This is a genomic window from Pedobacter sp. AJM, from assembly GCF_002197755.1.
Lineage (GTDB): Bacteria > Bacteroidota > Bacteroidia > Sphingobacteriales > Sphingobacteriaceae > Pedobacter.
Genome location: NZ_NHOT01000002.1, coordinates 42,108 through 67,317 on the forward strand (window position 1 = coordinate 42,108; position 25,210 = coordinate 67,317).

Here is a 25,210-nt window from a genome sequence, read left to right on the forward strand (position 1 = left end):
AAAAGATGCTAAGCAATAACATTAAATTCTTTCATGAACTAAATTTATTCTTAATTATTGTAAATAATTAACCTGCTATGAATAATTAACAACAATTAACTGATTAAATTACTTTTAGCTGAGAATATCGCTTGAAATAAAGATGATCCCATCACTAATATGAAGATGGTCAATACCTTAACTTTTAGCGATCAAACAAGGATGAATTTTGGCTATCGTACAAAAAAATAAAGCCCTTCATTGCTGAAGGGCTTTTGGAAGTGGTGCCACCTGGATTCGAACCAGGGACACAAGGATTTTCAGTCCTTTGCTCTACCGACTGAGCTATGGCACCATCCGTTTGGGATTGCAAAGGTAGTATTATTTTTTAAAGTTGCAATTCTTCTTTAATTTTTTGTTAATTTTTTCAGCGTACTTCATCATGACGAATATGCTTTAAAAAAATATATTCCAAACCATCTCTTTCATCCATAACCTCACCGATCTTTTTAAAACCTAAGCCTGAAATCAGTTTAAGTGAATCTTTGTTATCTGGTGAAACCGATGCAATAAAATTGACAACGCCAAATGTTGTCTTTGCCCAATCCATCAGGGCAATAACAGCTTCTGTTGCATATCCATTCTTTCTGTAATCCTTAAATATCTGATAACCAAACTCCACCGCATGACTTGCATAATCTTTTAAATATTCTGGATTGGGCTGACTGTGGAATCGTACCAAACCCACCATTTGATTCGCTTCGGGAAGAATAATAGCCCTGGCTGCCCAAGGCAAATAAGATTCATCTGCTTCAAATTGTTTTAAGGCATACTGCAAGCTACTGGGGTAATCCAACAGCTCTACAGGAATTTGTGTTTTTAATAAATGCGCTGCCTCTGCCAGATTTTTGTTCAAACAATTGGAAATAACTGCCTTATCCATTAAACGAAGAATCAGTCTTGACGTCACAATATCATTTGTGGGTTTTTGCATAAAAGCAAAATTGGGAATTACGGAATGAGAAATACATTGCTACCCAGAAAAAATTTAAAAATAAAAAAGCCCTTCATTGCTGAAAGGCTTTTGGAAGTGGTGCCACCTGGATTCGAACCAGGGACACAAGGATTTTCAGTCCTTTGCTCTACCGACTGAGCTATGGCACCTCCCGTTTGGGATTGCAAATGTAGCGTTCTTTTTTCAAAAGCAAAACTTTTTTTCAATTATTTCAGCCTTGAACTGATTATCAATCAATTAAATTTTATTGAGCTTATTAAGCCAGGCTGAATAAACATTAGAATGAATACAAACAAATCATTTTAATATTTTTTTTATGCATGCATAGCAATTTATTTAGATTATTATCATAATTTAGCATAAACAATCTAATATTGCATGGTGGCTCAGATCATTTTTCTAGTAATAACACTGGCAGCAATTGTGCTGTTTACCATAAACCTGCGTAAAATTATTCGCAACATCCGGCTTGGAAAATCTGCCGACCGGAATGACCAGCCTCAAAAGCGGTTAATGACTATGCTCAGGGTGGCATTTGGGCAATCTAAAATGGTTGTAAGGCCGATCCCTGCTTTTCTGCACTTTTTTGTGTATATCGGTTTTGTCATTATCAATATTGAGGTAGTAGAGATTATGATCGATGGAATTTTCGGCACACACCGGATTTTTCATGGTCTTAGTGGACTTTATGATTTTCTGATTGCTTCTTTTGAAATATTGGCCTTTACGGTATGGGTTGCCTGTGTGATTTTCCTCATTCGCAGGAATGTGATGAAATTAAAGCGCTTCAGCGGTGTAGAAATGACCTCCTGGCCAAAATCGGATGCCAACTATATTTTAATTACGGAGATATTACTGATGTCTGCCTTTTTAATGATGAATGCTGCTGACCTTAAACTGCAGGTTTTAGGCGCAGCACACTACACCACGGCAGGTGCATTTCCAATCAGTCAGTACCTGATTAACCTTTTACCTGCTTCAGAAGGGGCTTTGATAGCCATAGAACGTGGCTGTTGGTGGTTTCACATCATTGGTATCCTCGCATTTTTAAATTATTTACCTTATTCAAAACACTTCCATATCCTTTTTGCTTTTCCTAATACGTATTTTTCCAATCTGGAACCTAAAGGAGAATTTACCAATATGGCATCGGTAACCAATGAAGTTAAAGCCATGCTTGATCCTTCTTTTGTTCCGGCGGAAGCCGATCCGGGCAAATTCGGAGCGAAAGATGCAACCGATCTTTCATGGGTGAATTTAATGAATGCCTATACCTGTACGGAATGTGGACGATGTACAGATTCTTGTCCGGCGAACATTACCGGGAAATTATTGTCTCCAAGAAAGATTATGATGGATACCCGCGACCGGATTACGGAAATCGGGAAAAACATCGATAAAAATGGTCCGGATCATCAGGATGGCAAATCACTTTTAGATGATTACATCACCAGAGAAGAAATTTGGGCCTGTACCAGCTGTAATGCTTGTGTTCAAGCCTGCCCGGTAAATATTGATCCGCTTCAGATCATTATGGAACTTCGCAGATTTGCGGTTATGGAAGAATCGCAGGCACCCGGAAGTATTAATACAATGCTTGGCAATATCGAGAATAACCAGGCACCCTGGAAATATTCGCCGGCTGACCGCTTCAATTGGGCAGAAGAGGGATAGTTGGGCGTTTGGATTTGGAGTCTTAAAGGCTTAATACCTGTTATCCGATACCTATCATCTAAAGCAATTAAATAACCTCAAGTCTTGATACTTGATACTAAATACTTGATACAAGAAAATGGAATTTAAAGTACCTACAATGGCCGAGCTAATGGCCGCAGGTGAAGAACCGGAAATATTATTTTGGGTGGGATGTGCCGGAAGTTACGATGAACGGGCACAAAAAATTACCCGCGACATTTGCAAAATCCTGCATCATGTAGGCATAAAATATGCGGTTTTAGGTACCGAAGAAAGCTGTACGGGAGATCCTGCCAAACGTGCAGGCAATGAATTTCTTTTCCAGATGCAAGCCATGACCAATATTGAAGTCTTAAATGCTTATCACATTAAGAAAATTGTTACGGGTTGTCCGCATTGTTTCAATACGATCAAAAATGAATATCCGGGCCTGGGTGGAAGCTATGAGGTGATCCACCACACACAACTCATCCAGGATTTGATCAACGAAGGAAAACTGAAGGCGGAAGGCGGCGAGAGTTTTAAAGGTAAAAAAATCACCTTTCATGACCCTTGTTATTTAGGTCGGGGAAACGGCGTTTACGAAGCACCTAGAAAAGCACTGGAGGTTTTAGATGCACAATTGGTGGAGATGAAACGCTGCAAAAGCAATGGTTTATGCTGCGGTGCCGGCGGGGCACAAATGTTTAAAGAACCGGAAAAAGGTAAAAAAGACGTTAATGTTGAGCGCATTGAAGAAGCGCTGGAAACAAATCCTCAGGTAATAGCAGCTGGCTGTCCTTTTTGCATGACCATGTTGAGTGATGGCGTGAAACTGAAAGATAAAGAACAGGAAGTTAAAGTACTTGATATTGCTGAAATTACGGCGAGAGCAAATGGTCTTTAATATCTAAACCTTACAGGTTTTAAGCAATCTGTAAGGTTTCCTAAATGGTCATTGCGGGATTAACACGGCTGGTAAACCACAAATTTTGGTCAGGTTTTCCCTGATTGCATTTAAATCCTCTGCCTCTATATTTTTAAGGGGAATTACCACTTGTGTTGCCATAGAATCCACATCTCCTCCCCTGTCTTTATAGGTTTGTACAATCACATCATCACCCTTGGTATGCAAATATAATTTACCCGCTGAAGTAGTACCATAATATTCCATATCCTTAAATTTCGCCAACTTAAATGCGAAATACTCCGTTTTACCGTTATTATAATACCGCTTATAACGACAAAATCCATTGTTAGTAATATTAAGTTCATAACGCTTAATTTGCTTAACCTCCTGGCTGATATCATAATGATCAACTAAGGATTTTTGCAGGTAATTCACGTATTGCGCCATGGATTCTGGATCTGAAAAAGCACATAGAAGTGTTGCTATGGCCGAAATAAGGGCTATTATCAAGCACAAAGTAAACTTTTTCATAAGGGGATTATTTTAAGGCAAACTAATTTAATTAAAATTATAAATTTGTATATGAGTTTTTCTCCACAATCAAGAGTCTGGATCTATCAGAGCGATCGTAAATTTACAGCTGCAGAAGAAACTGCGATATTAAATAAGTTAGCTGCTTTCACCGGTCAATGGAAAGCGCATGGAAATGAACTATTGGCAAAGGCAGAAATCCGCTATGGTTATTTTATTATTTTGACTGTGGATGAAAGCCAGGCTGGCGTTACCGGCTGCTCCATTGATAGCTCGGTAAGATTGATTAAGGAAATGGAACAGGAATATCATATAGACCTGTTTAACCGGTTCAATATTGCCTATAAATTAGACGGTGAAGTAAAGGTTCAGGGTAAAGAGGATTTTGAAACCCTGGTCAATATCAAGCAAATTACACAGGATACAATTGTTTTCAATAACATGGTGCAAACATTAGCCGAACTGGAAACGAAATGGGAGGTTCCATTTAAAGACAGCTGGCACTCCACCGTGTTTTCACACTTATTATAGTTCAATAAGTTTTTTAATCAGGTTTGCGGCCAGCCTTTACACCTGACATTTGTTATTTTTAGTTAAGCCTGAAACAATTAGATCAAAAAAGCATTATATTGCTATAATCAAATCCTGTTTATGAAGCGCTGGCTCAAAATTTCCTTAAAAATACTTTCTGCAATTATCATTCTCATTATTTTAACCTGGCTGGCGGGTGCTTTTTACATCAGCAGGAACAAAAAAGAAATACTGTCATCCATATTAGCCCAGCTGAACAAAAACTTAAACGGGCAAATCACAGCAGGTAGTATGGAACCTACGCTTTTAAAAAGCTTCCCGGGTGTTTCTGTATCTTTACATGATGTTTTGCTCCGGGATAGTTTGTGGGCACAGCATCAGCATGATCTGCTTAAAGCCAAAGAAATTAATGTTTCTCTAAATATACTATCCTTAATTGTTGGCCATGTAAATATCAACCGAATCGCCATTAATGATGCCGCCGTATATATTTATACCGATTCTACCGGATACAGTAATACCAGTATTTTTAAAAGTAAGCCTAAAACAGAAGAAAAAAAATCTGCTCCGAAATCTTCGGCACTTGAAGTGGGTAAAATAGATTTCAACCGGGTGAGTTTAATCCTCGACAACCAAAAGCGATTTAAGCTATTTAATTTTAATATTGACCAGATTCAGGGCAGAATGCAGTATCCGGATAGTGGCTGGACAGGTAAAGTAAAAATCAAAACACAGGTTAATAATTTCGCCTTTAACACCAGAAAGGGTAGTTTTTTAAAAGATAAATCATTAGAAGGAACTTTATCCGCACATTATAGCAGAAAACTGGATGCCGTAATTTTAGCTCCTGAAATGCTGAACATTGGAGGCCATCCTTTTAAAATTGGTGCCAAGATAGACCTGGATAAAGCAGCATTTGCCATCAGCATCGCTGTAGATAAGATTTTATTCCGCGATGTTGCGCTCCTGCTATCACCTAATATTTCTTCCAAACTTTTAAAATTTGGCATTGAGAAACCGATTGACATTCGCGGGAAGATTATTGATGATGGTTCCGGAAAGTACGGAGATCCCTTAATCAGAGTGGGCATTAAAGTTCGCGATAACACCATCTCTATTCCCGCAGGAAAATTAACAGCCGCCAGTTTTAATGGTTCCTTTACCAACCAGGATACCGTAGGAGGAATTATTGGTGATGAAAATTCTGCAATAAAGTTTCATACATTAACAGCCAAGTATTATAATGCTCCCATTCGGATCGATACGTTTACAGTCACTAACCTGGCCAGACCCATTGCTACGGGGCTGGTGACATCACAGTTTCCACTGACGAACCTGAATAATTCGTTGGGTACGCAAGATTTTGAATTCAAAGCCGGAACTGCAGATTTAAGGCTATACTGTCAGGCAGACATCGATAATTTCCGTTTTACTAAACCCGTAATTTCTGGGGGTATTAAAATTGCGAATGCAGATATCACCTACCTTCCGCGCAAACTTCACCTGGTAAAAAGTGCGCTGAATATTATTTTTAACCAGAATGATCTGTCCATTCAGGATGGTCATTTTCAACTCGGCAAAAGCGAATTAAATGTAAGTTGTAGCATTGCCAATTTTGCGAATTTATATTATTATGATCCGGATAAGATTTTAGTGAATCTGAAAATGCATAGCCCTCAATTGTATCTGAATGAGTTTATGCCATTCTTAGGACCAAGAAGCACTAAAAAGAAAACGGCGTCAGGTAACTCAATGAAAACGGCTTCAAAACAATTGAGCAATGTACTGGAGGTTTCCAAAATGAATATAAACCTTACCGTTGGTAAGGCCATCTATGATAAATTTCTGGCGAAAAATCTGGCGGCAGACATTTCACTTCGCGCCAATGGCATATTCTTCAACAAAATAAGTGTGGAACATGCTGGTGGTGCCCTTTCTTTAAATGGGAGTATCCTTCAGCAAACCGGTTCAAATACCTTTAAAATCAACTCGAAAGTGAGCCATGTCAGTGTGAAAGATTTCTTTTATTCTTTTGATAACTTCGGACAGAATACCATTACCAATAAAAATCTGAAAGGTTATTTATCTTCACTGGTTGATATATCCGGCAAAATATCGCATACTGGTAAAATTCTTCCCCGCTCCATAAACGGAAAGGTGATTTTTAATTTAAATAATGCCGCCCTCGTGAATTTCGAGCCTATGGTGAAGGTAGGGAAGTTTGCATTTGCAAATAGAAACCTATCTAATGTTGAAATCAAAAAGCTAGATGGCATACTGAATATCCAGGGCGATAAAATTAACATTAGTCCGATGCAGATCAATTCAAGTGCCTTGAATTTTAATGTAAAAGGTATTTATGCCTTAGGCGCAGGAACCAATGTTGAAATGGATATTCCATTAAGAAACCCTAAAGGTGATGAAAACTTAACCCGTCAGGAAAAACGCGAGGCGAGAATGAAGGGAATTGTGCTTCACCTGAAAGCCATTGATGACGAAAAAGGTGGAATAAGGATCAGATGGAATAAGGATCATGATTAGTTAGTCTGGAGTCCAAAGTCTTGAGTCGGGAGTCTTCTACCCTGATTTTATACCATACGACTAGGCTTCTGACTAAAGACTATTGACTTAGGACTACTGACTAAAAGCCTAAAAATCCAGCGGTCCCAGCCTGTTCATATTTCTTAAGATCAGATATTGGCGATGGCGAATATAAGGTGTTGCATTTCGGGGTGTCCACCTTCTTGGATTAGGGAAACAGGCTGCAATCAGTGCAGCTTGCTTTTTGGTTAACTTGGTGCAGGATTTACCGTAATATTCCTGCGCAGCAGCTTCAGCACCATAAATCCCATCACCCATTTCAATGACATTGAGGTAAACCTCCAGAATCCGTTCTTTGCTCCAAAAAATCTCAATCAGCAAGGTAAAATAAGCTTCGAAGCCTTTTCTGATCCAGGATCTTCCCGGCCACAAGAAAACATTTTTTGCCGTTTGCTGTGAAATGGTACTTCCACCTTTAACTTTTTTGCCCCTGGCATTGCTGGCAAAAGCTTTTTCTATCGCTTTCATATCAAAACCAACATGTGTTAAAAAAAGCTGGTCTTCAGCTGAAACGGCAGCCCGTTTCATGTTGTTAGACATATCTTCAAAATCAACCCACTTCTTTTCTGTTTTAAATGGCTTCCCGTCAGCCTTTCTTTCAATGTTGCGAAGCGCCATTAATAAGGTTAATGGTGGATTAATAAAACGGTAGGCAATAACCCAGATAACCGAAACAAATAGAAAATAAAGAAAAACCTTACTCAGAATGTTAATGATTTTCTTCGATAGTGATTTTTTTGAGCTTAATTTAGAAGGTCTTTTTTTGGCCATGATACAAAGGTATAAGAATTTAATATGGTTTTATAGCCAACATGAGCAAGGAAGCACATCACTTGCTGCGTTTTTTGTATTTTGCGTTAAAAAATTGACATGAAAAACCTGTCCTACCTTACCTTATTGATCATCTTCACCGGATGCATGGCCAAACGGAATCACATTTCCAATAAAAGTGAATGGATATCACTCTTCAATGGAAAAGATATCAAAGATTGGAATGTGAAGATTCATCACCATCAATATCACGAAAATTATGGAAATACCTTCCGGGTGGAAGATGGGATGATTCGGGTCAGTTATGATCAATACGGAGATTTTAATGATCAGTTTGGCCATCTCTATTATAAAACACCCTTTTCCAATTACCATTTAAAATTAAAATACCGCTTTGTTGGCCAGCTGCAAAAGGGAGCGCCGAGTTATACCCTAAGAAATAGCGGCGTGATGTTCCACAGCCAGGACCCTAAAACAATGCCTGAGGCGCAAGACTGGCCAATATCCATTGAAATGCAATTTTTAGGTGGTTTAAGCGATGGCCGGCCACGTCCTACCGGCAATATGTGTTCTCCGGGAACTGAAATTTTTTATCAGGGAAAGTTATACCCGGAACATTGCCTGGACTCAAAATCAAAAACATATGATGGTGACCAATGGGTGTCTGCAGAACTGATTGTATTAGGCGATTCCCTGATTAAACATATCATTAATGGAGATACTGTTTTAAAATACAGTAAACCCCATATTGGTGGCGGGGTGGCTAATGGATATGATGCTAAAATAAAAATTGATGGAAAAGCGCTCAAAAGTGGTTTTATAGCATTGCAAAGTGAAGGACAACCTGTTGACTTTAAAGATATTTTCATTAAGCAACTTTAAAAGTTAGGATAAACATTTTATAAATGAATACGTTAATAGGATATGAAAGTAGCATTAATAACAGGAGGAAGTAAAGGGATTGGATTTGGAATTGCCGAATCACTCCTAAAAAGCGGTTATAAAGTGGCCATAACCAGCAGAACAATAGAAAGTGCAAACCAGGCGGCATCTCAATTGGTCGCTCATGGTGATGTTCTAGCTATTGAAGCTGACGTAAAAAATTTCCAGTCGCAGCAGGGAGCTGTTAATTTAGTTGTTGAAAAATGGGGGCAGTTAGACATTCTAATTGCAAATGCCGGTGTGGGTGCTTTTGCTCCTATTGATGAAATTGATATTGAGCAATGGAATGACATCATTGATACCAATTTAACCGGTGTTTTTTACAGCATTAAAGCGAGTGTGGATGAAATTAAGAAAAACCAGGGTTATATTTTCACCATTTCAAGCTTAGCCGGAACCAACTTTTTTGCGGGAGGAGCGGCGTATAATGCCAGTAAATTCGGTTTAACCGGCTTTACACAATCAGTGATGCTGGACCTAAGAAAATATGGCGTGAAAGTAAGTACAATCATGCCGGGTTCGGTGGCGACTCATTTTAATGATCATAGTCCAGATGCTGAAAGCGATGCCTGGAAAATCCAACCAGAAGACATGGGAAAACTGATCGTAGATTTATTAGCGATGCCAGCGAGAACATTGCCGAGTAAAATTGAAATCAGGCCAACTACGCCTAAAGGATAGTGGTTAAGTAAAATAAAATAATAGTTTTTAATATTCTAATAAAAAAAATGCCTTTTGATTTGCATCAAAAGGCATTTTTATAATTTCTATAAAGAAAATACTTATTCAGCAATCACTTCGAAAGGAACCTGAACTTTAACTTCTTTGTGTAAGTTTAAGTTAGCCACATACTCGCCAACAAATTTTGGTTCAGTTTCGAAAGTAATACGACGACGATCTACATCAAAACCTTGAGATTTTAATGCTTCAGCAATCTGGATGGTGTTAACCGCTCCGAAGATTTTTCCGCTTTCGCCAGCTTTCGCACCGATAGAAAGTTTAACAGCTGTTAAACGCTCAGCGATACCTTCAGCATCTTTCTTAATTTTATCTTGTTTAAATGCAGCTTGCTTTAAGTTCTCAGCTAAAACTTTTTTAGCAGAAACGGTAGCCAATGCTCCAAATCCTTGAGGGATTAAATAGTTACGACCATAACCTGGTTTTACTGTAACTACATCATCTTTCTCACCAAGGCCTTTAATATCTTGTTTTAAAATAATTTCCATATCTCTGAGCCTCCTATTTTAATTGATCTGCAACGAAAGGTAACAAACCGATGTGACGGGCACGTTTAACTGCCTGAGCCACTTTACGCTGAAATTTTAACGAAGTACCAGTTAAACGGCGTGGTAATAATTTACCCTGATCGTTAATGAATTTCAACAAGAAGTTTGCATCCTTGTAATCGATGTATTTAATTCCGTTTTTCTTGAAACGGCAATATTTTTTACGGTTATCCTCTACTTTAGGGGCTGTTACGTATTGAATTTGTTCTCTTGCCATTACGCTGCAACCTCCTTAGTTTTTTTGTTAAAAGCACCACTACGCTTTTTCTCATTGTAAGCAACCGCGTGTTTGTCTAAACGGATAGTTAAGAAACGTAACACACGCTCGTCGCGTTTTAATTGAAGCTCTAATTTTGCGATCAAATCACCTGAAGCTTTATATTCAGTTAAGTTGAAGAATCCGTTTGATTTTTTCTCAATTGGATACGCTAATTTTCTCAAACCCCAATTATCCTCTTGGATAATTTCGGCACCGTTATCAGTAAGAACTGCTTTAAATTTAGCTAATGCCTCTTTTGCAGCTTCTTCAGATAACAATGGGGTTAGAACGATAACAGTTTCGTACTGATTCATTGTTATAAATTATGTTTTTAATTTTTTAATCCCGAGGTATATTACGGGGATGCAAAAGTAACAATATATTTCTTAAAATCAAACCTTTAATTAAAAAGACTAAAGTAGAAAGAGGAAAGCCAAAAGACTAAAGAGCAAAGAACATCAGCCATATTTAAATATACCTGACATAAATGCCTAACATGACTGAGGTGGTTAAAAATAACATCAATCTTAATGTAAATAAAAAAAGAGATCACCCTCAGGCAATCTCTTTATCAATTAGCAATATTTAACCTTAATATAATTCTATTGTTTTAGTAAATTGTTTGCCTTTGGCATTAATAATGAATGTAAGCGATTGCGAATCAGTTTTGCTGATATTGAATTTCCGTTGTAAAACAGATTTATTTTTGAAAACCTCTGTGTATACGCTGTCGTTATATTCGTTCATCACCTGAACTTCAATAGGTTTGCCTTCTTCATTTTCCACTTTAAGAACAATAAAATCTCCCTCTTTTTTAATTAACGGATGGAACACATCAGAAAACACAGGCTCGGAAACAGTTGCCTTGCCATTGTATATCCCAACTTTATAATTCGCCAGCTTGGTATCTGATTCTATTTTAACAATATATTTTCCATCTGGTAACGCATTTAAATCATAAAGTTTACTGGTAGCTGTCTGAGTCTGAATATTCTCCTGAAACAACACTTCATTATTATTTCCGATAATAGACAGGGTTACATTTTCATTTCCTTCAAAAGAAAAGCGAAGTGATTTTTCTTTTTCATCTTTAACTTTCAGGGTAAAATCACCGTCATTTGCAGAAGCAACAGTTACATTAAAAAATAACGCTGCAATTAAACCGATTTGTAAGAACTTTTTCATAATTAAATAGCTTAAAGAGTTAACAATTAATTTATACGGCTAAATTACAGGTGTTTTAAAAGCTAAAAAGAAAGCATATTCTCCAATATATATGCTAAATTAACCTGAGCTATTCTTTTATACCTATTAAATATCAATACAGTATATTTTATGCTTATTTTTATTGATATGAAAACTTTAAAACCAAGCTTTGAAGTTGTAGAACCTTCTTTTGGAAGTTCCTTCTATTATTCTAAATACATAGAAAATGAAAATAATAAGGCCCATATGTGGCATTATCATCCGGAGATCGAAATGGTTTTTGTAAACGGAGGGGCAGGTAAGCGACAAATCGGAAGCCATGTATCTTACTATACCGATGGCGATCTGATCTTAATTGGAAGTAATTTGCCTCATTGTGGCTTTACTGACACACACACCGGTAATAAAAATGAAACGGTTATCCAGATGAAGCCAGATTTTTTAGGCAGCGGTTTTATGTCACTCCAGGAGGCCAAATGGATGACAGCGCTATTTGACAAAGCCAAAGGTGGCATTGCTTTCGGCGAGCAAACCAAAAAAGAGGTAGGAAAGTTGATCGAAGACATGGAGTTTCAACAACCTTTCCATAAATTATTAACTTTGCTCGGCGTACTTAAGTCACTGGAAGCCACAACAGATTTCAAGATTCTGAATGCTTCCGGATTTTCCCTGGAAACGCAAATACAGGATAATGATCGCATCAACATGATTTTCAATTATGTAAAAGATCATTTTCAGGAACAGATCAGCCTGGAAGATGTGGCAGAAATGTCGGCCATGACGGTACCTTCATTCTGCCGTTATTTTAAAAAAATAACCAAGAAAACCTTCACCCGCTTTGTAAACGAATATCGTGTGGTACACGCCTCCAAGCTTCTGTCTGAAAAACACCTGGGCATTACCGCCATTTCCTACGAAAGCGGATTCAACAATTTCAGCCATTTCAATAAAATCTTCCATGAGTTTACCGGAAAGAGTGCGTCTGAATATCGAAATGAATTAAAATCCATTATTAAATAATAAGGTATCAGGCACCAAGACTAAATTCAAATTCAGCTTCTAAAATCCTCATTCATCCGTTCTAAATTTAAACAGCTGTCTGGCAGCTTATCAATACGCCTACTTTTCAACATTTAAACTTTTCAACCCAACAACATCCAAAATTTTCCTATTTTCGTGCCGATGGAAAATTTTATTGTTTCTGCCCGTAAATATCGTCCGGCCACGTTTGAAACCGTAGTGGGGCAGCAGCATATTACAGGCACACTAAAAAATGCCATTAAAAATAATCAACTTGCTCAGGCATTTTTATTTTGCGGTCCAAGAGGTGTAGGTAAAACCACCTGCGCCCGGATCCTGGCTAAAACCATTAACTGTACCAATCCTACAGCAGAAATGGAAGCTTGCGGACAATGTGATAATTGTCTGTCATTTCAAAACGGGCATTCATTTAACGTTCATGAGCTGGATGCGGCTTCAAACAACTCCGTTGATGATATCCGTAGTTTAATTGAACAGGTTCGGATCCCGCCACAAGCCGGCAGATATAAAATCTATATTATTGATGAGGTTCACATGTTATCACAAAGTGCATTTAATGCCTTTTTGAAAACATTGGAAGAACCACCTTCTTATGCCATTTTTATCCTGGCAACCACAGAAAAGCATAAAATCCTGCCAACCATCTTATCCCGTTGTCAGATTTTTGATTTTAACCGCATTCAGGTAGAAGATATTTCCAGGCACCTGGCTACGATTGCACAACGCGAAAACATTGCCTTTGAAACGGATGGCTTACACATCATTGCCCAAAAGGCGGATGGCGGCTTACGTGATGCACTCTCGATGTTTGATCAGATTGCCAGTTATGCAAACAAAAACATCACTTACAAAGCTGTAATCGACAATCTGAATATTCTAGACTATGATTATTTCTTTAAACTTACCTCCTATTTAACGGCTGCTGAAGTGAGCCAAACCCTGCTTCTGTTCGATGAAATTTTAAACAATGGCTTTGATGGCAATAACTTCATTAATGGTTTAGCTACACACTTCCGTAATTTACTGGTTGGTAAAGACGCCGCAACCATCAAATTGTTAGAGGTTAGCGAAAACATCAAACAGAAATATTTGGATCAGTGCAGGCAAACAGAATTATCATTTTTGTTAACGGCTTTAAATTTAGCCAACAACTGCGATTTAAATTATAAAAATTCTAAAAACCAACGCTTACAGGTAGAGTTGGCGCTCATCAAAATGTGCCATATTCGATCCGTCGTCCAATTAGCCCAACAGCCTTTAAGCCCTAGTAACACAGCAACTGACGCAGATCAGGATAAAAAAAAAACTGATGTCATAATTGAAAAAGCGGAAAGTCCGAAGATTAAAGCGGAAAGTGAAAACCTGCCGCCTAAAACGGAAACACCTGTTTTGCCACCTGTAGAAGAAAAACCAAAAACCAGTCCCCCTTCTTCCGCAACGTCGATCAGCATTAACATTCCTAAAAAAAATGTAGGCACTTTAATTCCTTCTTTAAATGATTTGGAACGACTGGCCAATGGCGAGGAAGATAACGGACCTAAAAAAGCTACAGGCGAGGCCCGAGAACCTTTTACCTATGATCAATTGCTGGAAGTTTGGAATAAATATATTCAGATTTTAAAAAGTGCTGATAAAATCAACCTCTTTACCATCCTGAATAATTTTGCGCCAAAACTTATTAGTCCGGTGTTGATTGAAATATCAGTCGAAAGTAAAACGCAGGAACAATTTGTGGTGCAGGAATCAGTAGAGCTGATGAATTTCTTAAGAAATCAGTTGCAGAATTTTGCCGTTGACATTACCTTTAAACAGGTAGAACGCAAAATTGAAAACAGATTGTACGGAAACCGGGAAAAGTACGATTATCTCGTAAATAAAAACCCCAAGCTGGACGAGTTGCGCAAGAGATTTAATTTAGATATTAACCCGTAAAAACATGACAGCCGATACAAAAGCAAAGCTGAAGAATACAGTTATAGCTGCCTTATTTTTTGCCATTATTTTCGGAACAATTGAAGCATTTATTTACGGCATTGCCTATGCCGCAGTTGCTGCACCCATCGCAGGTATACTTTTTGGCTTGTTTATGTACCTTTTTGTAAACTCAAGAAAAGTTAAACAACAAACTGCACTGACTGAAGAAGATCAGGATGGGGTTATTTATTCGGGAGCGGCTAACCATTTCAAAAATGCAGAAGCTGTGGGCGGCAAACTTTATCTTTTAACAGATCGCCTGGAGTTTAAATCGCATGGCTTTAACATCCAGAACCATGCTTTTAATATCTATCTGACGGAAATTAAAGAATTGGTTTTTTATAAAACTTTAGGTATGGTTCCAAATGGCCTGCAGATTGTTTTATACAATGGCGAAATGGAAAAATTTGTGGTCAATAACAGAGAGATCTGGAAAGCCGAAATTGAGAAATTAACTAAAATGGTATAAAACAAAAGCAGGATCATACTGTAATGTATCATCCTGCTTTTCCATTTATAATGGTTTTGTCTCAAATCGCCATCTTACAGACGGGAATCTTTTACCTATTTTTCGGGTGCATCGTTAATTGGGTAACCTTCCTCGTCTAAATCGTCGCGGTCATCTTCAGGTGTACGCGCTAAAATTTCATCTTCCGTATTTAATTTCACACTCTCACCATTGTCAACATGCATACCTAATTCTTCTAAATTATCTTCTGCAATGTCTTCATTACTGGCATATTCGTCACCTACATATGGATTAGCCTCATCATAAGTAGAATCATCATCTTTAGCTCCCGCAGCCACCGTTTCATATCCCATCGGATGATCATAATCCTGATCATCACCTTTTACATCCAACTCATAACTTTGTTTATTCTCATCAAAAGATAAATTCTCTTTATTGATTTCCGGATTTTCCGTAGTACTATGTATTTTATCTTGTGATCCTTTGTTTTCGTTAATTGACATGGTTATATCTCCTATTTTATTTATGATGATAACAAATGGTCTGGCAGATGGTTTTTGAGAGATTATGTATTTTAAAAGAATCTATCAACTAATATAAGTGAATTATCAGGGTATCTAATTCCAAAATACTCTTTATACTAGCATACCCATCCCTATAAATCAAGCATAATCAAATGATTTATATAGACAAATCACTTCACGCTATCATGAATGAAAAATATCAAAAACAATACAGAATTCCTTCTGCACGTTTACAAACTTGGGATTACGGCTGGGAAGGTAAATATTTTATAACCATTTGTACAAAAGATAAGTTACATTATTTCGGTAAAATTTTAAACGGAAAGATGATATTATCAAATATTGGTGTGATTGCCAATTTAATGTGGTACGAAATCAGAAATCACCAAAAAAATGTAGAATTAGGTGAATTTGTTGTGATGCCAAACCATGCGCATGGGATCTTGATTTTAAATAATATAAATCCTTTGTCTGTAGCTCCTGGACAACAACGCTTTCAAAATCAGGGAAAAAACACGATATCATCTATAAGTGGCTCTTACAAATCTGCGATGACTAAACATTGTAATCGATTAGACTTTGACTTTGGATGGCAGACCCGCTTTTACGACCGCATCATTCGTGATGAAACGTCTTTTCAAAATATTTCAAACTACATTATTAACAATCCCATGAACTGGGAAAAAGATAAATTTATTAAAGATGAATAGCATCTTTTAAATAAAAAATTAAGATATAGAAACAAAAAATCCCCAATTGAAAATTAATTCAATTGGGGATTTAAATTTATTTATGAAGCCTTACAATCCAGCCAAAGCTGCATTTAAAGTTGCACTCGGACGCATTGCTTTATTTGTCAATTCATCATTTGGATGATAATAACCACCAATATTTTGAGGCTTACCCTGAGCACCAATTAATTCTTCATTAATTTTCGATTCGTTCTCTGTTAAAGCTTTTGCCAATGGCGCAAATCTGGCCTGCAATTCAGCATCTTTCGTTTGAGCGGCTAATGCCTCCGCCCAATATAAAGCTAAATAAAAGTGCGATCCACGGTTATCAATAGAACCTAATTTTCTACCAGGAGATTTATCAGTAGCCAGGAACTTCGCATTTGCCTCATCCAATGCATCAGCCAAAACCTGTGCTTTAGCGTTATTCTGTGTTTGAGATAAATGCTCTAAAGATGCTTGAAGAGCTAAAAATTCACCTAATGAATCCCAACGCAAATAACCTTCTTCAATAAATTGCTCGATGTGCTTAGGAGCAGAACCTCCGGCACCTGTTTCAAACAAACCACCACCATTCATTAACGGAACGATCGACAACATTTTTGCAGAAGTTCCCAGTTCTAAAATCGGGAATAAATCCGTTAAATAATCACGCAATACATTACCGGTAACTGAGATGGTATCTTCACCTTTACGGATACGATCCAAGGTAAATTTGGTAGCTTCGATTGGTGCAAGAATGCGAAGGTCTAAACCAGTAGTATCGTGATCCTTCAAATAAGTATTTACTTTAGCAATAATTTCTCTGTCATGCGCCCTGTTTTCATCTAACCAGAAAACTGCCGGCGTTTCAGATAAGCGGGCTCTGTTTACCGCTAATTTAACCCAATCCTGAATAGGTGCATCTTTTGTTTGACACATGCGGAAAATATCACCTTGTTCCACTTTCTGATCAAAGAAAACTTTACCTTCTGCATCAGTTACCTGTATGGTTCCATTTGCTGTAGCTTGAAAAGTTTTATCGTGTGAACCGTATTCTTCAGCTTTTTGAGCCATTAAGCCAACATTAGGCACAGAGCCTATAGTAGTTACATCAAAAGCACCATGCGCCTTACAATCATCAATAGTTGCAGTATACACACCAGCATAACAACGATCTGGAATTAAGGCAATAGTATCCTGAGATTTACCTTCCTTGTTCCACATCTGACCGGAAGTACGAATCATTGCCGGCATCGAAGCATCAACAATTACATCACTAGGTACATGCAAGTTGGTAATTCCTTTATCTGAATTTACCATTGCCAAAGCCGGACCATTTTCTATTGCTGCTGCAATGGCTGCCTCTACTTCTGCTTGTTCCGGGCGGCCCGCGATCTTGGCATAAACATCACCTAAACCATTGCGTGTATCTACATTAATTTCTTTGAAAAGAGCGGCATATTTAGTGAAAACATCAGCAAAGTAAACTTCCACAATCGCACCGAAAATGATCGGGTCAGAAACCTTCATCATGGTCGCTTTTAAGTGTGCAGATAATAGAACACCTGCTGCTTTGGCTTCTTCAATCTCTTTGGCCACAAAAGATTTTAAAGCAGACAAGCTTAATGCGGAACTATCAATCACTTCACCGGCTTTTAGGGGCGATAAACCTTTTAATTCTGTAATAGCACCATCTTCTGCTACAAATTCAATTTTAAACTGACTGGCATCCTGAACAGTTACCGATTTTTCTGATCCGTAAAAATCACCTTCGGTCATGCTGGCTACCTTTGTTTGCGAATCAGCAGACCACTTACCCATTGAGTGCGGGTTTTGTTTGGCATAATTCTTAACTGCTTTAGGTGCGCGGCGATCGGAGTTACCTTCACGTAAAACCGGATTCACTGCAGAACCTAATACCTTTGCATATTTCGCTTTAATCGCTTTTTCTTCTTCGGTCTGCGCATTATCCGGGTAATTAGGAATGGCAAAACCCTGCGCCTGTAATTCCGTAATTGTACCTGCAAGTTGCGGAATAGATGCTGATATATTGGGTAATTTAATAATGTTGGCTTCTGGAGTGGTAGCCAATGCACCAAGCTCAGCCAAAGCATCACCAATTTTTTGATCGTCTTTTAAATACTCCGGAAAGTTTGCCAAAATCCTTCCCGCTAAAGAAATATCTCTGGTTTCTACATCAATACCCGCTGATGCGGTAAAAGCTTGTACGATAGGTAAAAGGGAGTAAGTTGCCAACATGGGCGCCTCATCGGTTTTGGTGTAGATAATTTTTGATGTATTTGACATGTTAATATTGATTTTGCTTTATAAAGGTTAACTATTTAATCGGTTAAAATTGTAAACCGACCTTTTCTTAAAATCGCCTAAAGATAAAATAATCGGATGAATTAAGGAACATCCTAATGTTATTTGTGTTTTCCTGGAACTTAAATATTGCGGATATTTTTTTAACTAAAATCTGATTGTATCTATTTCTCGCACTTAAAAATACGACTACTCTCATTGGCACGTTTTTATAAATGGATCAGGATTTGTTATTAAGAAGACAATTCATATGAGCAAATAAACATGGGAGAATGATCTCCCTGATTTAGCGCGTTACAACGCATAGCTCTTAAGTTAAACCTATATCATTTTCTATATGAGTGAACAGAATTTAGAACAACTTTTGATGCAGGGTCATTTTGATCAGGCGCTGCCATTATTACAATCAGGTGAAAAATTATCAAAAAATATTCCTGAACACCAAAAATCTCAAATTTTAGAGCGATTGTTCAGTAAGGAGCAATATGAGTTAATCGATCAACTGGTAGAAAGCAAATGGATTGAAACAGATGTGTACGAATTTGACAGTTTTGATAAAAGTATCTTCGGCAAGATCATCTGGAATTTAAAAAATGACGATCAAGCACTTGCTTTCTTTGAGAATTTCATTTCAAAATTTGAGAACCTCAACGATGAAGTTGAAGCAAAAACCTTGTTAGGTTATTTTCTGGAAAAAGGCGTAAGTGTAGAAAAGATTAAAATATTGATTGCTGCCGGATGCGATGTGAACTTCACCAATAATGCTGAAGAAAATTTCATTCATCAGGTCATTAGAACGAACCTGATGAAACCGCAGCTTTCCATCTCCTATCTGGAACTGTTAATTCATGAGGGCTTAGATGTAAACGCTACTAACATTGTAAAAAAAACGCCACTAATTGCAGCCATAGAATTTAACAAACCTGAATACCTGGATATCCTGCTGGAAAATGGCGCCAATCCTAATGAGCTGGACCAGGATGGAAATTCGGCATTTTACTACGCTGTTGCACATAAACAAGACTTAAATATGTATCTCAAATTAAGGGATTTTGGAAGTCCTGATTTTGATACTGTTAATAAAAGTGGCGTAACCACACTTTTTGAATTCTTGAGGATGATGTACGTAAGTGATAAAAATCTTGAACTTTTAAGTCACCTGATTACTGATGGTGCAGATATTTATCAGGCCAGCATTTATTACAGTAAGGAGAAAACCCCTGTAGATCTGATCGCTGAAAAACAACCCGAAGTGCTTCAGGCCATTTTATCATCCGGCAATCTTGATGTTAACAGACAAGATGATCACGGCAACACCCTTCTGCATAAAGTGTGCGCATACAATGTAAACTTTGAAGCAGAAAAAGCAAAAGAGACCTATAAAAAAGTAAAATTATTATTGGAAAACGGAGCGGATACGTCAATCAGTAATGATGAAGATAAGACACCGCTGATGCTTGCATCTGACGATAATCTTAAAATAAAAACAGTTGAACTATTAATGAAAAATTCTTAATCTGATCAAAGGAAAAATATGTCGATGTCATTTATAATTGCATGCGAAAGCGGCAAAAGAAAAATAGCCGAGCTCTTATTGGCAAATGGTGAAGTTGAAGTAGGTTATACAGATGAAAAAGGTAGAACAGCATTGCATTATGCTGCTCATCGCGGTTACTTAGATCTGGTTCAGCTTCTAATTGCTGCCGGAGCTGATCTAAATTATGAAGACCATGCAGGTGAAACACCGCTTTATTTCGCCTGTTTACAAAAACAAAAGCAAACAGCGCTTTACCTGCTCTCGCAGGATGCCAAAGCAGAAATTAAGGATTTAAAAGGAAACGGCTTACTTCACCTGACAGCACAAAGCGGCCAAATTGAAGTTTTAGAAAAATTGCTGGAGAAAGGACTTGAGGTAGATAGCGAAAATAATGAAGCTGAAACACCCCTTCTGATTGCTGCAAGCTGGAGAAATAAAGAAATTGTAAAGCTGTTGCTCAATCATGGTGCAAACATAAACACCACCAATAAAAATGGTGACTCACCTTTACTTTTTGCTGTAGCATCTAAAAATTTACCTGTAACAGAACTGCTTCTGGAAAACGGGGCAAGTATTAATCATGTTAACCATAACGGGGTAAGTGCCTTATTACAGGCTTGTTATGATAGCAATAGAATGCTGATTAAACTATTGATGGACAAAGGTGCAGATGTGTTCGCCTCTTCAAAAAACGGACAATCTCCGATTTGGTATGCCTGTTCAAACAATCAAAAAGAAATAGTTTCTTTATTCCTGGAGAATGGTGTGGATGTAAATTACTCAAAACCAGCTTCCGGAGATGAAGCATCCATGTATTCTTATCTCGACTGGGTGGAAACAGCAACCAACTTGTCTGCATCAAGTTCTTTTTCCTTAGATACAGATTACGGATATGGTGGCGAAAGTTTACTTCATGTAGCTGCCAAAAGCGGAAACTCAAGCATGGTAAAACTGCTGCTTGATAAAGCAGCCAACATCAATATACAGGATGAAAGTGGTAATACGGCCTTACACTATGCTGCCGCAAATGGTAAAAAAGATATTGTTAAAATGTTATTGGAGCAACAGGCCGATGGAAATGTGGTTAACGCGAAAGAACAAAAAGCGATAGATTATGCCAATATTAAAGGCTTTAATGAAATTACTGCTTTATTACTCCAGTTTAATCCATCTGCACAGGCCAGTTTTAGTAAGCCCGAAGAACCTGCAGCAGATGAAAAACCAAAGCCAGACCTGGCCAGCAAAAAGCAGGCTTTACTGGATTTAAAAGAGTTGCTGGATATGGGGATTCTCTCACAGGCAGAATTTGATGTGGAAAAAGGAAAGATTTTAAGCAGTTAAATTATCAGGTATAGTTATTCGTTTTAGTGATTTAAATAGAACTTATTTAACAAACATCTCTGCATATATAATGTTATCAGACTGAAGATCTCCTTATTCACGAAAAATTGAAAAACATGAAAAGATATTATTTTTACGCTTCCATGCTCTCTGCAGCTTTCCTGGCGAGTTGCCAGTCGAACTCAAAGTCAGGCCCGCAGGGTACGGATACCACTGTTACCACAAGTAGCGAATCCCTTACTTTACCTGCTCCGGATACCACAGCTTCAAAAAATAAATTCAGTAAAGTAATTGGCTGGCCGGAAAATAAAACGCCCGTAGCTCCTGAAGGTTTCGTAGTGACCAGATTTGCCAGTAACATCAAAAGTCCCCGGAATATGATTGTTGCGCCTAATGGTGATGTGCTGGTGGTATTGTCCAATTCAGAACGCAGCACAAAGGAGAAAGTAGCAAATGCAGTTACCGGAAAGTCAAAATCTGAAGTAGCCGGACAAAGTGCCAATACCATACTGCTCTACAGAGACGCAGATAAAGATGGCAAGCCAGAATTAACCACTACATTCTTAACTGGCTTAAACCAGCCTTATGGTATGCTGATTATTGGCAACGCATTTTATGTCGCCAATACAGATGGTATATGGCAATATCCATACAAAAGCGGAGATACAAAAATCACCAGTACCGGAAAAAAAATCATGAGTTTGCCTGCCGGGGGGTATAATAACCACTGGACCAGAAACCTGATTGCCAATGCTGATCAAAGCAAAATTTATGTAACCGTTGGATCGGGGAGTAATGTTGGTGAAAATGGTATGGAAAACGAAATCCGCAGGGCTAATATCTTAGAAGTTAATCCTGATGGGACAGGGGAAAAAATTTATGCTTCTGGTTTGCGTAATCCGGTAGGAGTTGATTGGGCACCTGGAACAAACATGCTTTGGACAGCTGTTAATGAACGTGATGGCTTGGGTGATGACTTAGTTCCCGATTATATTACGAGCGTAAAGGAAGGTGCATTTTATGGCTGGCCATATTCGTATTATGGTCAGAATGAAGATCCGAGATTGAAAGGTAAAAATCCTGATTTGGTTAAAAAAGCCATTGCACCTGATGTACCGGTAGGATCACATACCGCATCCTTAGGGTTAGCTTTTTACAAGGGAAATAAATATCCTGCCAAGTATCAGGGAGGCGCCTTCGTAGGTCAGCATGGTTCCTGGAACCGCTCTGCCATATCAGGCTATAAGGTGATTTTTGTGCCTTTTAAAGATGGAAAGCCTACCGGTAAACCTGAAGATTTCCTTACTGGATTTATTGCAGACACCGGTAAGGCAGAAGTATATGGAAGACCTGTTGGCGTAACCCTTGCTGCAGATGGTGCCTTATTGGTAGCGGATGATGTGAGTGGCGTAGTTTGGCGTGTAGCTTCGAAATAATTTATTTACACCTGATAAGGGAGTAATTGGCTGATGGTCATTTACTCCCTTATTTTTTAAAAATCGAACAATTGAAAATAACCTTTACTTGTATTTACCTGTTTCTCTCGGTTACAGCCTTTGCTCAAATGAGTAAAACTGATTCTGTTAAAAAATTAAAAGAAGTAGTTGTTCGTGGCTATTATAATAACCAAACACGATTAAGATCAGTTTCATCTGTTAACCTGATCGACACTAATCTCATACGCAACCAGCCCAATACCTCACTCACCAGTACTCTTAATACCATTCCTGGTTTGAGGATGGAAGAACGATCGCCCGGCAGCTACCGTTTATCCCTTCGGGGAAGTTTGCTCCGTTCACCATTTGGCATCAGAAATATTAAAATTTATATTGATGATTTCCCACTTACAGATGCCGGTGGAAATACTTATTTAAATGCAATTGATCCGGAAGCCCTCACCAGTATTGAAGTATACAAAGGTCCTGAGGCGAGTATTTTTGGTGCCAATACGGGCGGTACGATTTTAATTACGCCCCTATCTGCCAATCAAAATGCTATTTCGGCAACTGTTACCGCAGGCTCTTATGGCTTATTTCATCAAACAGCAAACATTCAGCAGAAGTTTAAAAACTATAGCTTCAATTTGATGGAAGGTTATCAAAAAAGCGACGGATTCCGAGAAAACAGTGCCATGGAAAGAAAGTACATACAAACCAATCATCAGTGGGACTATAGCAATAAAGGAAATTTGAAGCTCTATGCTTTTTACAGTGATTTAAATTATGAAACGCCAGGCGGTTTAACGTTAACACAGTTTGAAAACAACCCCAGATCGGCCCGACCTGCAACAGCAACCATTCCGGGGGCAATAACACAGCAGGCGGCCATTTATAATAAAACGTTATTTACTGGTATTGCTAATAATTATCAGATCAGCAAAAGCTTTAAACACGTAGTTGCCTTATTTGGGAGTTATACAGATTTCAAAAATCCGTTTATTACCAATTATGAGAAACGTTATGAGCAAACACTGGGGTTAAGAACTTTTGTTGATTTTCAGCAACTGAAAGACAAACTCAAGTTTAATGCACAGCTTGGATTGGAGAGTGGTGCAACTAAGACCCAGATCAAAAATTTTGATAATAACGCAGGAACTCCCGCTGCGATGCAGGCGTCTGATCACGTGAGAGCGAACCAGAATTTCGCTTTTTTACGCCTGAATTTAGACATTAATGATAAGCTTTTAATTGAGTTGGCTTCCAGCCTGAATTTTTATAGATACCACTATGAGCGCTTTTTTCCAACAGTAGTCGCTGAAAAAGAAAGGAAGTTTGATGTAGAATTGATGCCTAAGTTAGCTGCATCTTATCTGATCACTAATGAACTTTCCATCAGAGGAACCATTAGTAAAGGTTATTCCCCTCCTACTATTGCGGAGGTAAGGGCTTCTGATAATAATATTAACAATAACCTACAGGCCGAATCAGGATGGAATTATGAAGGTGGCATCAGGTATAGTCTACCAAACAATCGGCTTTATCTGGCAGCAAATGTATTTCAATTCAATTTAAATGATGCTATTGTGAGGCGTTTGAATACAAATGACGCAGAGTTTTTCATCAATGCAGGCGGAACTTCACAGCGGGGCCTAGAAGTGGAAACTTCCTTCTGGCTGATCAGAAATCATCGTTCCTTTCTACATGCAATTGAAATCAGCGGTAGTTATACTTACAATCATTTTAGATTTAAAGAATTTTCAACAGGTAATTTAAATTTCGACGGCAATAAACTAACTGGTGTTCCATCAAATGTTGCAGTCTCCAGTTTGGATTTTCAATTTAGCAAAGGTTTGTATTTCTTTGCCCAGCATAATTATACTTCCTCAATTCCGCTGAATGATGGCAATACGGTATTTGCAAAGCACTATCATCTCGTTGAACTTAAAACAGGCATGCGTCATATCCATCTTAAAAAGGTTAACCTGGAGGTTTTTGGCGGGATAAATAATTTACTTGATCAAACCTATAGTTTAGGAAATGACTTAAATGCAATGGCTGGCAGATATTACAATGCTGCCCCAGGCATTAACTTTTACCTTGGCACATCTGTTAAACTCTAAAGGCATAAAGTAATTGAGATTT

23 protein-coding genes and 2 tRNA genes are annotated in these 25,210 nt (G+C 38.0%); 14 read left to right on the forward strand and 11 right to left on the reverse strand.

Translation table 11 applies throughout. The features are described from left to right. Positions 1 to 261 precede the first annotated feature (261 nt). The 3 genes from CBW18_RS04090 to CBW18_RS04100 form a co-directional block, all read right to left on the reverse strand. Positions 262 to 334: transfer RNA gene (locus CBW18_RS04090), tRNA-Phe, on the reverse strand. A 72-nt stretch (positions 335 to 406) separates the two neighbouring features. After that, positions 407 to 973, reverse strand: a complete 567-nt coding sequence (locus CBW18_RS04095) for a GNAT family N-acetyltransferase (RefSeq protein ID WP_088300004.1) — start codon at positions 971 to 973, stop codon at positions 407 to 409. A 97-nt stretch (positions 974 to 1,070) separates the two neighbouring features. After that, a tRNA-Phe gene (locus CBW18_RS04100) sits at positions 1,071 to 1,143 on the reverse strand. A 229-nt stretch (positions 1,144 to 1,372) separates the two neighbouring features. Between CBW18_RS04100 and CBW18_RS04105 the strand changes: the two genes are divergently transcribed. Next, entirely contained in the window at positions 1,373 to 2,668 is a 1,296-nt protein-coding gene (locus CBW18_RS04105; protein ID WP_088300005.1) for a (Fe-S)-binding protein, read from the forward strand. A gap of 118 nt (positions 2,669 to 2,786) precedes the next feature. Then, a complete protein-coding gene (locus tag CBW18_RS04110) occupies positions 2,787 to 3,575 on the forward strand; it encodes a (Fe-S)-binding protein (RefSeq protein WP_088300006.1) in 789 nt (262 codons plus the stop codon). 48 nt (positions 3,576 to 3,623) lie between these two features. Here CBW18_RS04110 and CBW18_RS04115 read toward each other — a convergent pair whose 3' ends face one another. Further along, on the reverse strand, positions 3,624 to 4,109 hold the full coding sequence (locus CBW18_RS04115; RefSeq protein WP_088300007.1) for a hypothetical protein: 486 nt from the start codon (positions 4,107 to 4,109) through the stop codon (positions 3,624 to 3,626). A gap of 51 nt (positions 4,110 to 4,160) precedes the next feature. Between CBW18_RS04115 and CBW18_RS04120 the strand changes: the two genes are divergently transcribed. Together CBW18_RS04120 and CBW18_RS04125 are read left to right on the forward strand one after the other, a co-directional pair. Beyond that, entirely contained in the window at positions 4,161 to 4,640 is a 480-nt protein-coding gene (locus CBW18_RS04120; protein ID WP_088300008.1) for an ABC transporter ATPase, read from the forward strand. 120 nt (positions 4,641 to 4,760) lie between these two features. Continuing rightward, positions 4,761 to 7,181 carry an AsmA-like C-terminal region-containing protein gene (locus CBW18_RS04125; protein ID WP_088300009.1) on the forward strand — a complete coding sequence of 807 codons (2,421 nt, stop codon included), beginning with the start codon at positions 4,761 to 4,763 and terminating at the stop codon, positions 7,179 to 7,181. A gap of 108 nt (positions 7,182 to 7,289) precedes the next feature. Here the strand turns inward: CBW18_RS04125 and mtgA are convergent, their stop codons facing one another. Next, positions 7,290 to 8,012 carry a monofunctional biosynthetic peptidoglycan transglycosylase gene (gene mtgA, locus CBW18_RS04130; RefSeq protein ID WP_088300010.1) on the reverse strand — a complete coding sequence of 241 codons (723 nt, stop codon included), beginning with the start codon at positions 8,010 to 8,012 and terminating at the stop codon, positions 7,290 to 7,292. A gap of 99 nt (positions 8,013 to 8,111) precedes the next feature. Between mtgA and CBW18_RS04135 the strand changes: the two genes are divergently transcribed. Both CBW18_RS04135 and CBW18_RS04140 read left to right on the forward strand, forming a co-directional pair. Further along, entirely contained in the window at positions 8,112 to 8,894 is a 783-nt protein-coding gene (locus CBW18_RS04135; RefSeq protein WP_088300011.1) for a DUF1080 domain-containing protein, read from the forward strand. Between the two features lie 42 nt (positions 8,895 to 8,936). Next, positions 8,937 to 9,635: an SDR family oxidoreductase gene (locus CBW18_RS04140; protein WP_088300012.1), complete on the forward strand. Its 699-nt coding sequence runs from the start codon at positions 8,937 to 8,939 to the stop codon at positions 9,633 to 9,635. 101 nt (positions 9,636 to 9,736) lie between these two features. Here CBW18_RS04140 and rplI read toward each other — a convergent pair whose 3' ends face one another. From rplI to CBW18_RS04160, 4 genes are all read right to left on the reverse strand, one after another. Then, a complete protein-coding gene (gene rplI / locus CBW18_RS04145) occupies positions 9,737 to 10,180 on the reverse strand; it encodes a 50S ribosomal protein L9 (protein WP_088300013.1) in 444 nt (147 codons plus the stop codon). A gap of 13 nt (positions 10,181 to 10,193) precedes the next feature. Next, positions 10,194 to 10,457: a 30S ribosomal protein S18 gene (gene rpsR / locus CBW18_RS04150; protein ID WP_010599582.1), complete on the reverse strand. Its 264-nt coding sequence runs from the start codon at positions 10,455 to 10,457 to the stop codon at positions 10,194 to 10,196. Continuing rightward, positions 10,457 to 10,813, reverse strand: a complete 357-nt coding sequence (gene rpsF, locus CBW18_RS04155; RefSeq protein WP_029283098.1) for a 30S ribosomal protein S6 — start codon at positions 10,811 to 10,813, stop codon at positions 10,457 to 10,459. Before rpsF ends, rpsR begins: the two co-directional genes overlap by 1 nt. 277 nt (positions 10,814 to 11,090) lie before the next feature. After that, positions 11,091 to 11,684, reverse strand: coding sequence for a hypothetical protein (locus CBW18_RS04160; protein ID WP_088300014.1), 594 nt, complete (start codon positions 11,682 to 11,684; stop codon positions 11,091 to 11,093). A 168-nt stretch (positions 11,685 to 11,852) separates the two neighbouring features. On the opposite strand from CBW18_RS04160, the gene CBW18_RS04165 reads away from it, so the two are divergent. The 3 genes from CBW18_RS04165 to CBW18_RS04175 all read left to right on the forward strand — a co-directional run bounded on the left by CBW18_RS04165 (position 11,853) and on the right by CBW18_RS04175 (position 15,189). Then, the gene (locus CBW18_RS04165; RefSeq protein WP_088300374.1) at positions 11,853 to 12,725 is read left to right on the forward strand and encodes an AraC family transcriptional regulator; all 873 of its coding nucleotides are present in this window, start codon (positions 11,853 to 11,855) and stop codon (positions 12,723 to 12,725) included. A gap of 162 nt (positions 12,726 to 12,887) precedes the next feature. Then, on the forward strand, positions 12,888 to 14,678 hold the full coding sequence (locus CBW18_RS04170) for a DNA polymerase III subunit gamma/tau (RefSeq protein ID WP_088300015.1): 1,791 nt from the start codon (positions 12,888 to 12,890) through the stop codon (positions 14,676 to 14,678). A gap of 4 nt (positions 14,679 to 14,682) precedes the next feature. Beyond that, positions 14,683 to 15,189: a hypothetical protein gene (locus CBW18_RS04175; protein ID WP_088300016.1), complete on the forward strand. Its 507-nt coding sequence runs from the start codon at positions 14,683 to 14,685 to the stop codon at positions 15,187 to 15,189. A gap of 95 nt (positions 15,190 to 15,284) precedes the next feature. Here CBW18_RS04175 and CBW18_RS04180 read toward each other — a convergent pair whose 3' ends face one another. After that, positions 15,285 to 15,692, reverse strand: a complete 408-nt coding sequence (locus tag CBW18_RS04180) for a hypothetical protein (RefSeq protein ID WP_088300017.1) — start codon at positions 15,690 to 15,692, stop codon at positions 15,285 to 15,287. 206 nt (positions 15,693 to 15,898) lie between these two features. On the opposite strand from CBW18_RS04180, the gene CBW18_RS04185 reads away from it, so the two are divergent. Next, positions 15,899 to 16,423 (forward strand): transposase, encoded by a 525-nt coding sequence (locus CBW18_RS04185; protein WP_088300018.1) that lies wholly within the window; start codon positions 15,899 to 15,901, stop codon positions 16,421 to 16,423. A 90-nt stretch (positions 16,424 to 16,513) separates the two neighbouring features. Here the strand turns inward: CBW18_RS04185 and CBW18_RS04190 are convergent, their stop codons facing one another. Next, the gene (locus tag CBW18_RS04190) at positions 16,514 to 18,733 is read right to left on the reverse strand and encodes an NADP-dependent isocitrate dehydrogenase (RefSeq protein ID WP_088300019.1); all 2,220 of its coding nucleotides are present in this window, start codon (positions 18,731 to 18,733) and stop codon (positions 16,514 to 16,516) included. A gap of 355 nt (positions 18,734 to 19,088) precedes the next feature. Between CBW18_RS04190 and CBW18_RS04195 the strand changes: the two genes are divergently transcribed. From CBW18_RS04195 to CBW18_RS04210, 4 genes are all read left to right on the forward strand, one after another. After that, the gene (locus CBW18_RS04195) at positions 19,089 to 20,267 is read left to right on the forward strand and encodes an ankyrin repeat domain-containing protein (RefSeq protein WP_088300020.1); all 1,179 of its coding nucleotides are present in this window, start codon (positions 19,089 to 19,091) and stop codon (positions 20,265 to 20,267) included. 24 nt (positions 20,268 to 20,291) lie between these two features. Further along, positions 20,292 to 21,629, forward strand: a complete 1,338-nt coding sequence (locus CBW18_RS04200; protein WP_253248962.1) for an ankyrin repeat domain-containing protein — start codon at positions 20,292 to 20,294, stop codon at positions 21,627 to 21,629. A 116-nt stretch (positions 21,630 to 21,745) separates the two neighbouring features. Further along, on the forward strand, positions 21,746 to 23,065 hold the full coding sequence (locus CBW18_RS04205) for a sorbosone dehydrogenase family protein (protein WP_088300022.1): 1,320 nt from the start codon (positions 21,746 to 21,748) through the stop codon (positions 23,063 to 23,065). Between the two features lie 71 nt (positions 23,066 to 23,136). Continuing rightward, positions 23,137 to 25,188, forward strand: a complete 2,052-nt coding sequence (locus tag CBW18_RS04210) for a TonB-dependent receptor (protein ID WP_253248963.1) — start codon at positions 23,137 to 23,139, stop codon at positions 25,186 to 25,188. Positions 25,189 to 25,210: the final 22 nt, after the last annotated feature.

Coding starts and splice junctions, on each gene's coding strand:
- CBW18_RS04095 (WP_088300004.1), bottom strand. CDS start 973: ATGCAAAAACCCACAAATGATATTGTGACGTCAAGACTGATTCTTCGT.
- CBW18_RS04105 (WP_088300005.1), top strand. CDS start 1,373: ATGGTGGCTCAGATCATTTTTCTAGTAATAACACTGGCAGCAATTGTG.
- CBW18_RS04110 (WP_088300006.1), top strand. CDS start 2,787: ATGGAATTTAAAGTACCTACAATGGCCGAGCTAATGGCCGCAGGTGAA.
- CBW18_RS04115 (WP_088300007.1), bottom strand. CDS start 4,109: ATGAAAAAGTTTACTTTGTGCTTGATAATAGCCCTTATTTCGGCCATA.
- CBW18_RS04120 (WP_088300008.1), top strand. CDS start 4,161: ATGAGTTTTTCTCCACAATCAAGAGTCTGGATCTATCAGAGCGATCGT.
- CBW18_RS04125 (WP_088300009.1), top strand. CDS start 4,761: ATGAAGCGCTGGCTCAAAATTTCCTTAAAAATACTTTCTGCAATTATC.
- mtgA (WP_088300010.1), bottom strand. CDS start 8,012: ATGGCCAAAAAAAGACCTTCTAAATTAAGCTCAAAAAAATCACTATCG.
- CBW18_RS04135 (WP_088300011.1), top strand. CDS start 8,112: ATGAAAAACCTGTCCTACCTTACCTTATTGATCATCTTCACCGGATGC.
- CBW18_RS04140 (WP_088300012.1), top strand. CDS start 8,937: ATGAAAGTAGCATTAATAACAGGAGGAAGTAAAGGGATTGGATTTGGA.
- rplI (WP_088300013.1), bottom strand. CDS start 10,180: ATGGAAATTATTTTAAAACAAGATATTAAAGGCCTTGGTGAGAAAGAT.
- rpsR (WP_010599582.1), bottom strand. CDS start 10,457: ATGGCAAGAGAACAAATTCAATACGTAACAGCCCCTAAAGTAGAGGAT.
- rpsF (WP_029283098.1), bottom strand. CDS start 10,813: ATGAATCAGTACGAAACTGTTATCGTTCTAACCCCATTGTTATCTGAA.
- CBW18_RS04160 (WP_088300014.1), bottom strand. CDS start 11,684: ATGAAAAAGTTCTTACAAATCGGTTTAATTGCAGCGTTATTTTTTAAT.
- CBW18_RS04165 (WP_088300374.1), top strand. CDS start 11,853: ATGAAAACTTTAAAACCAAGCTTTGAAGTTGTAGAACCTTCTTTTGGA.
- CBW18_RS04170 (WP_088300015.1), top strand. CDS start 12,888: ATGGAAAATTTTATTGTTTCTGCCCGTAAATATCGTCCGGCCACGTTT.
- CBW18_RS04175 (WP_088300016.1), top strand. CDS start 14,683: ATGACAGCCGATACAAAAGCAAAGCTGAAGAATACAGTTATAGCTGCC.
- CBW18_RS04180 (WP_088300017.1), bottom strand. CDS start 15,692: ATGTCAATTAACGAAAACAAAGGATCACAAGATAAAATACATAGTACT.
- CBW18_RS04185 (WP_088300018.1), top strand. CDS start 15,899: ATGAATGAAAAATATCAAAAACAATACAGAATTCCTTCTGCACGTTTA.
- CBW18_RS04190 (WP_088300019.1), bottom strand. CDS start 18,733: ATGTCAAATACATCAAAAATTATCTACACCAAAACCGATGAGGCGCCC.
- CBW18_RS04195 (WP_088300020.1), top strand. CDS start 19,089: ATGAGTGAACAGAATTTAGAACAACTTTTGATGCAGGGTCATTTTGAT.
- CBW18_RS04200 (WP_253248962.1), top strand. CDS start 20,292: ATGTCATTTATAATTGCATGCGAAAGCGGCAAAAGAAAAATAGCCGAG.
- CBW18_RS04205 (WP_088300022.1), top strand. CDS start 21,746: ATGAAAAGATATTATTTTTACGCTTCCATGCTCTCTGCAGCTTTCCTG.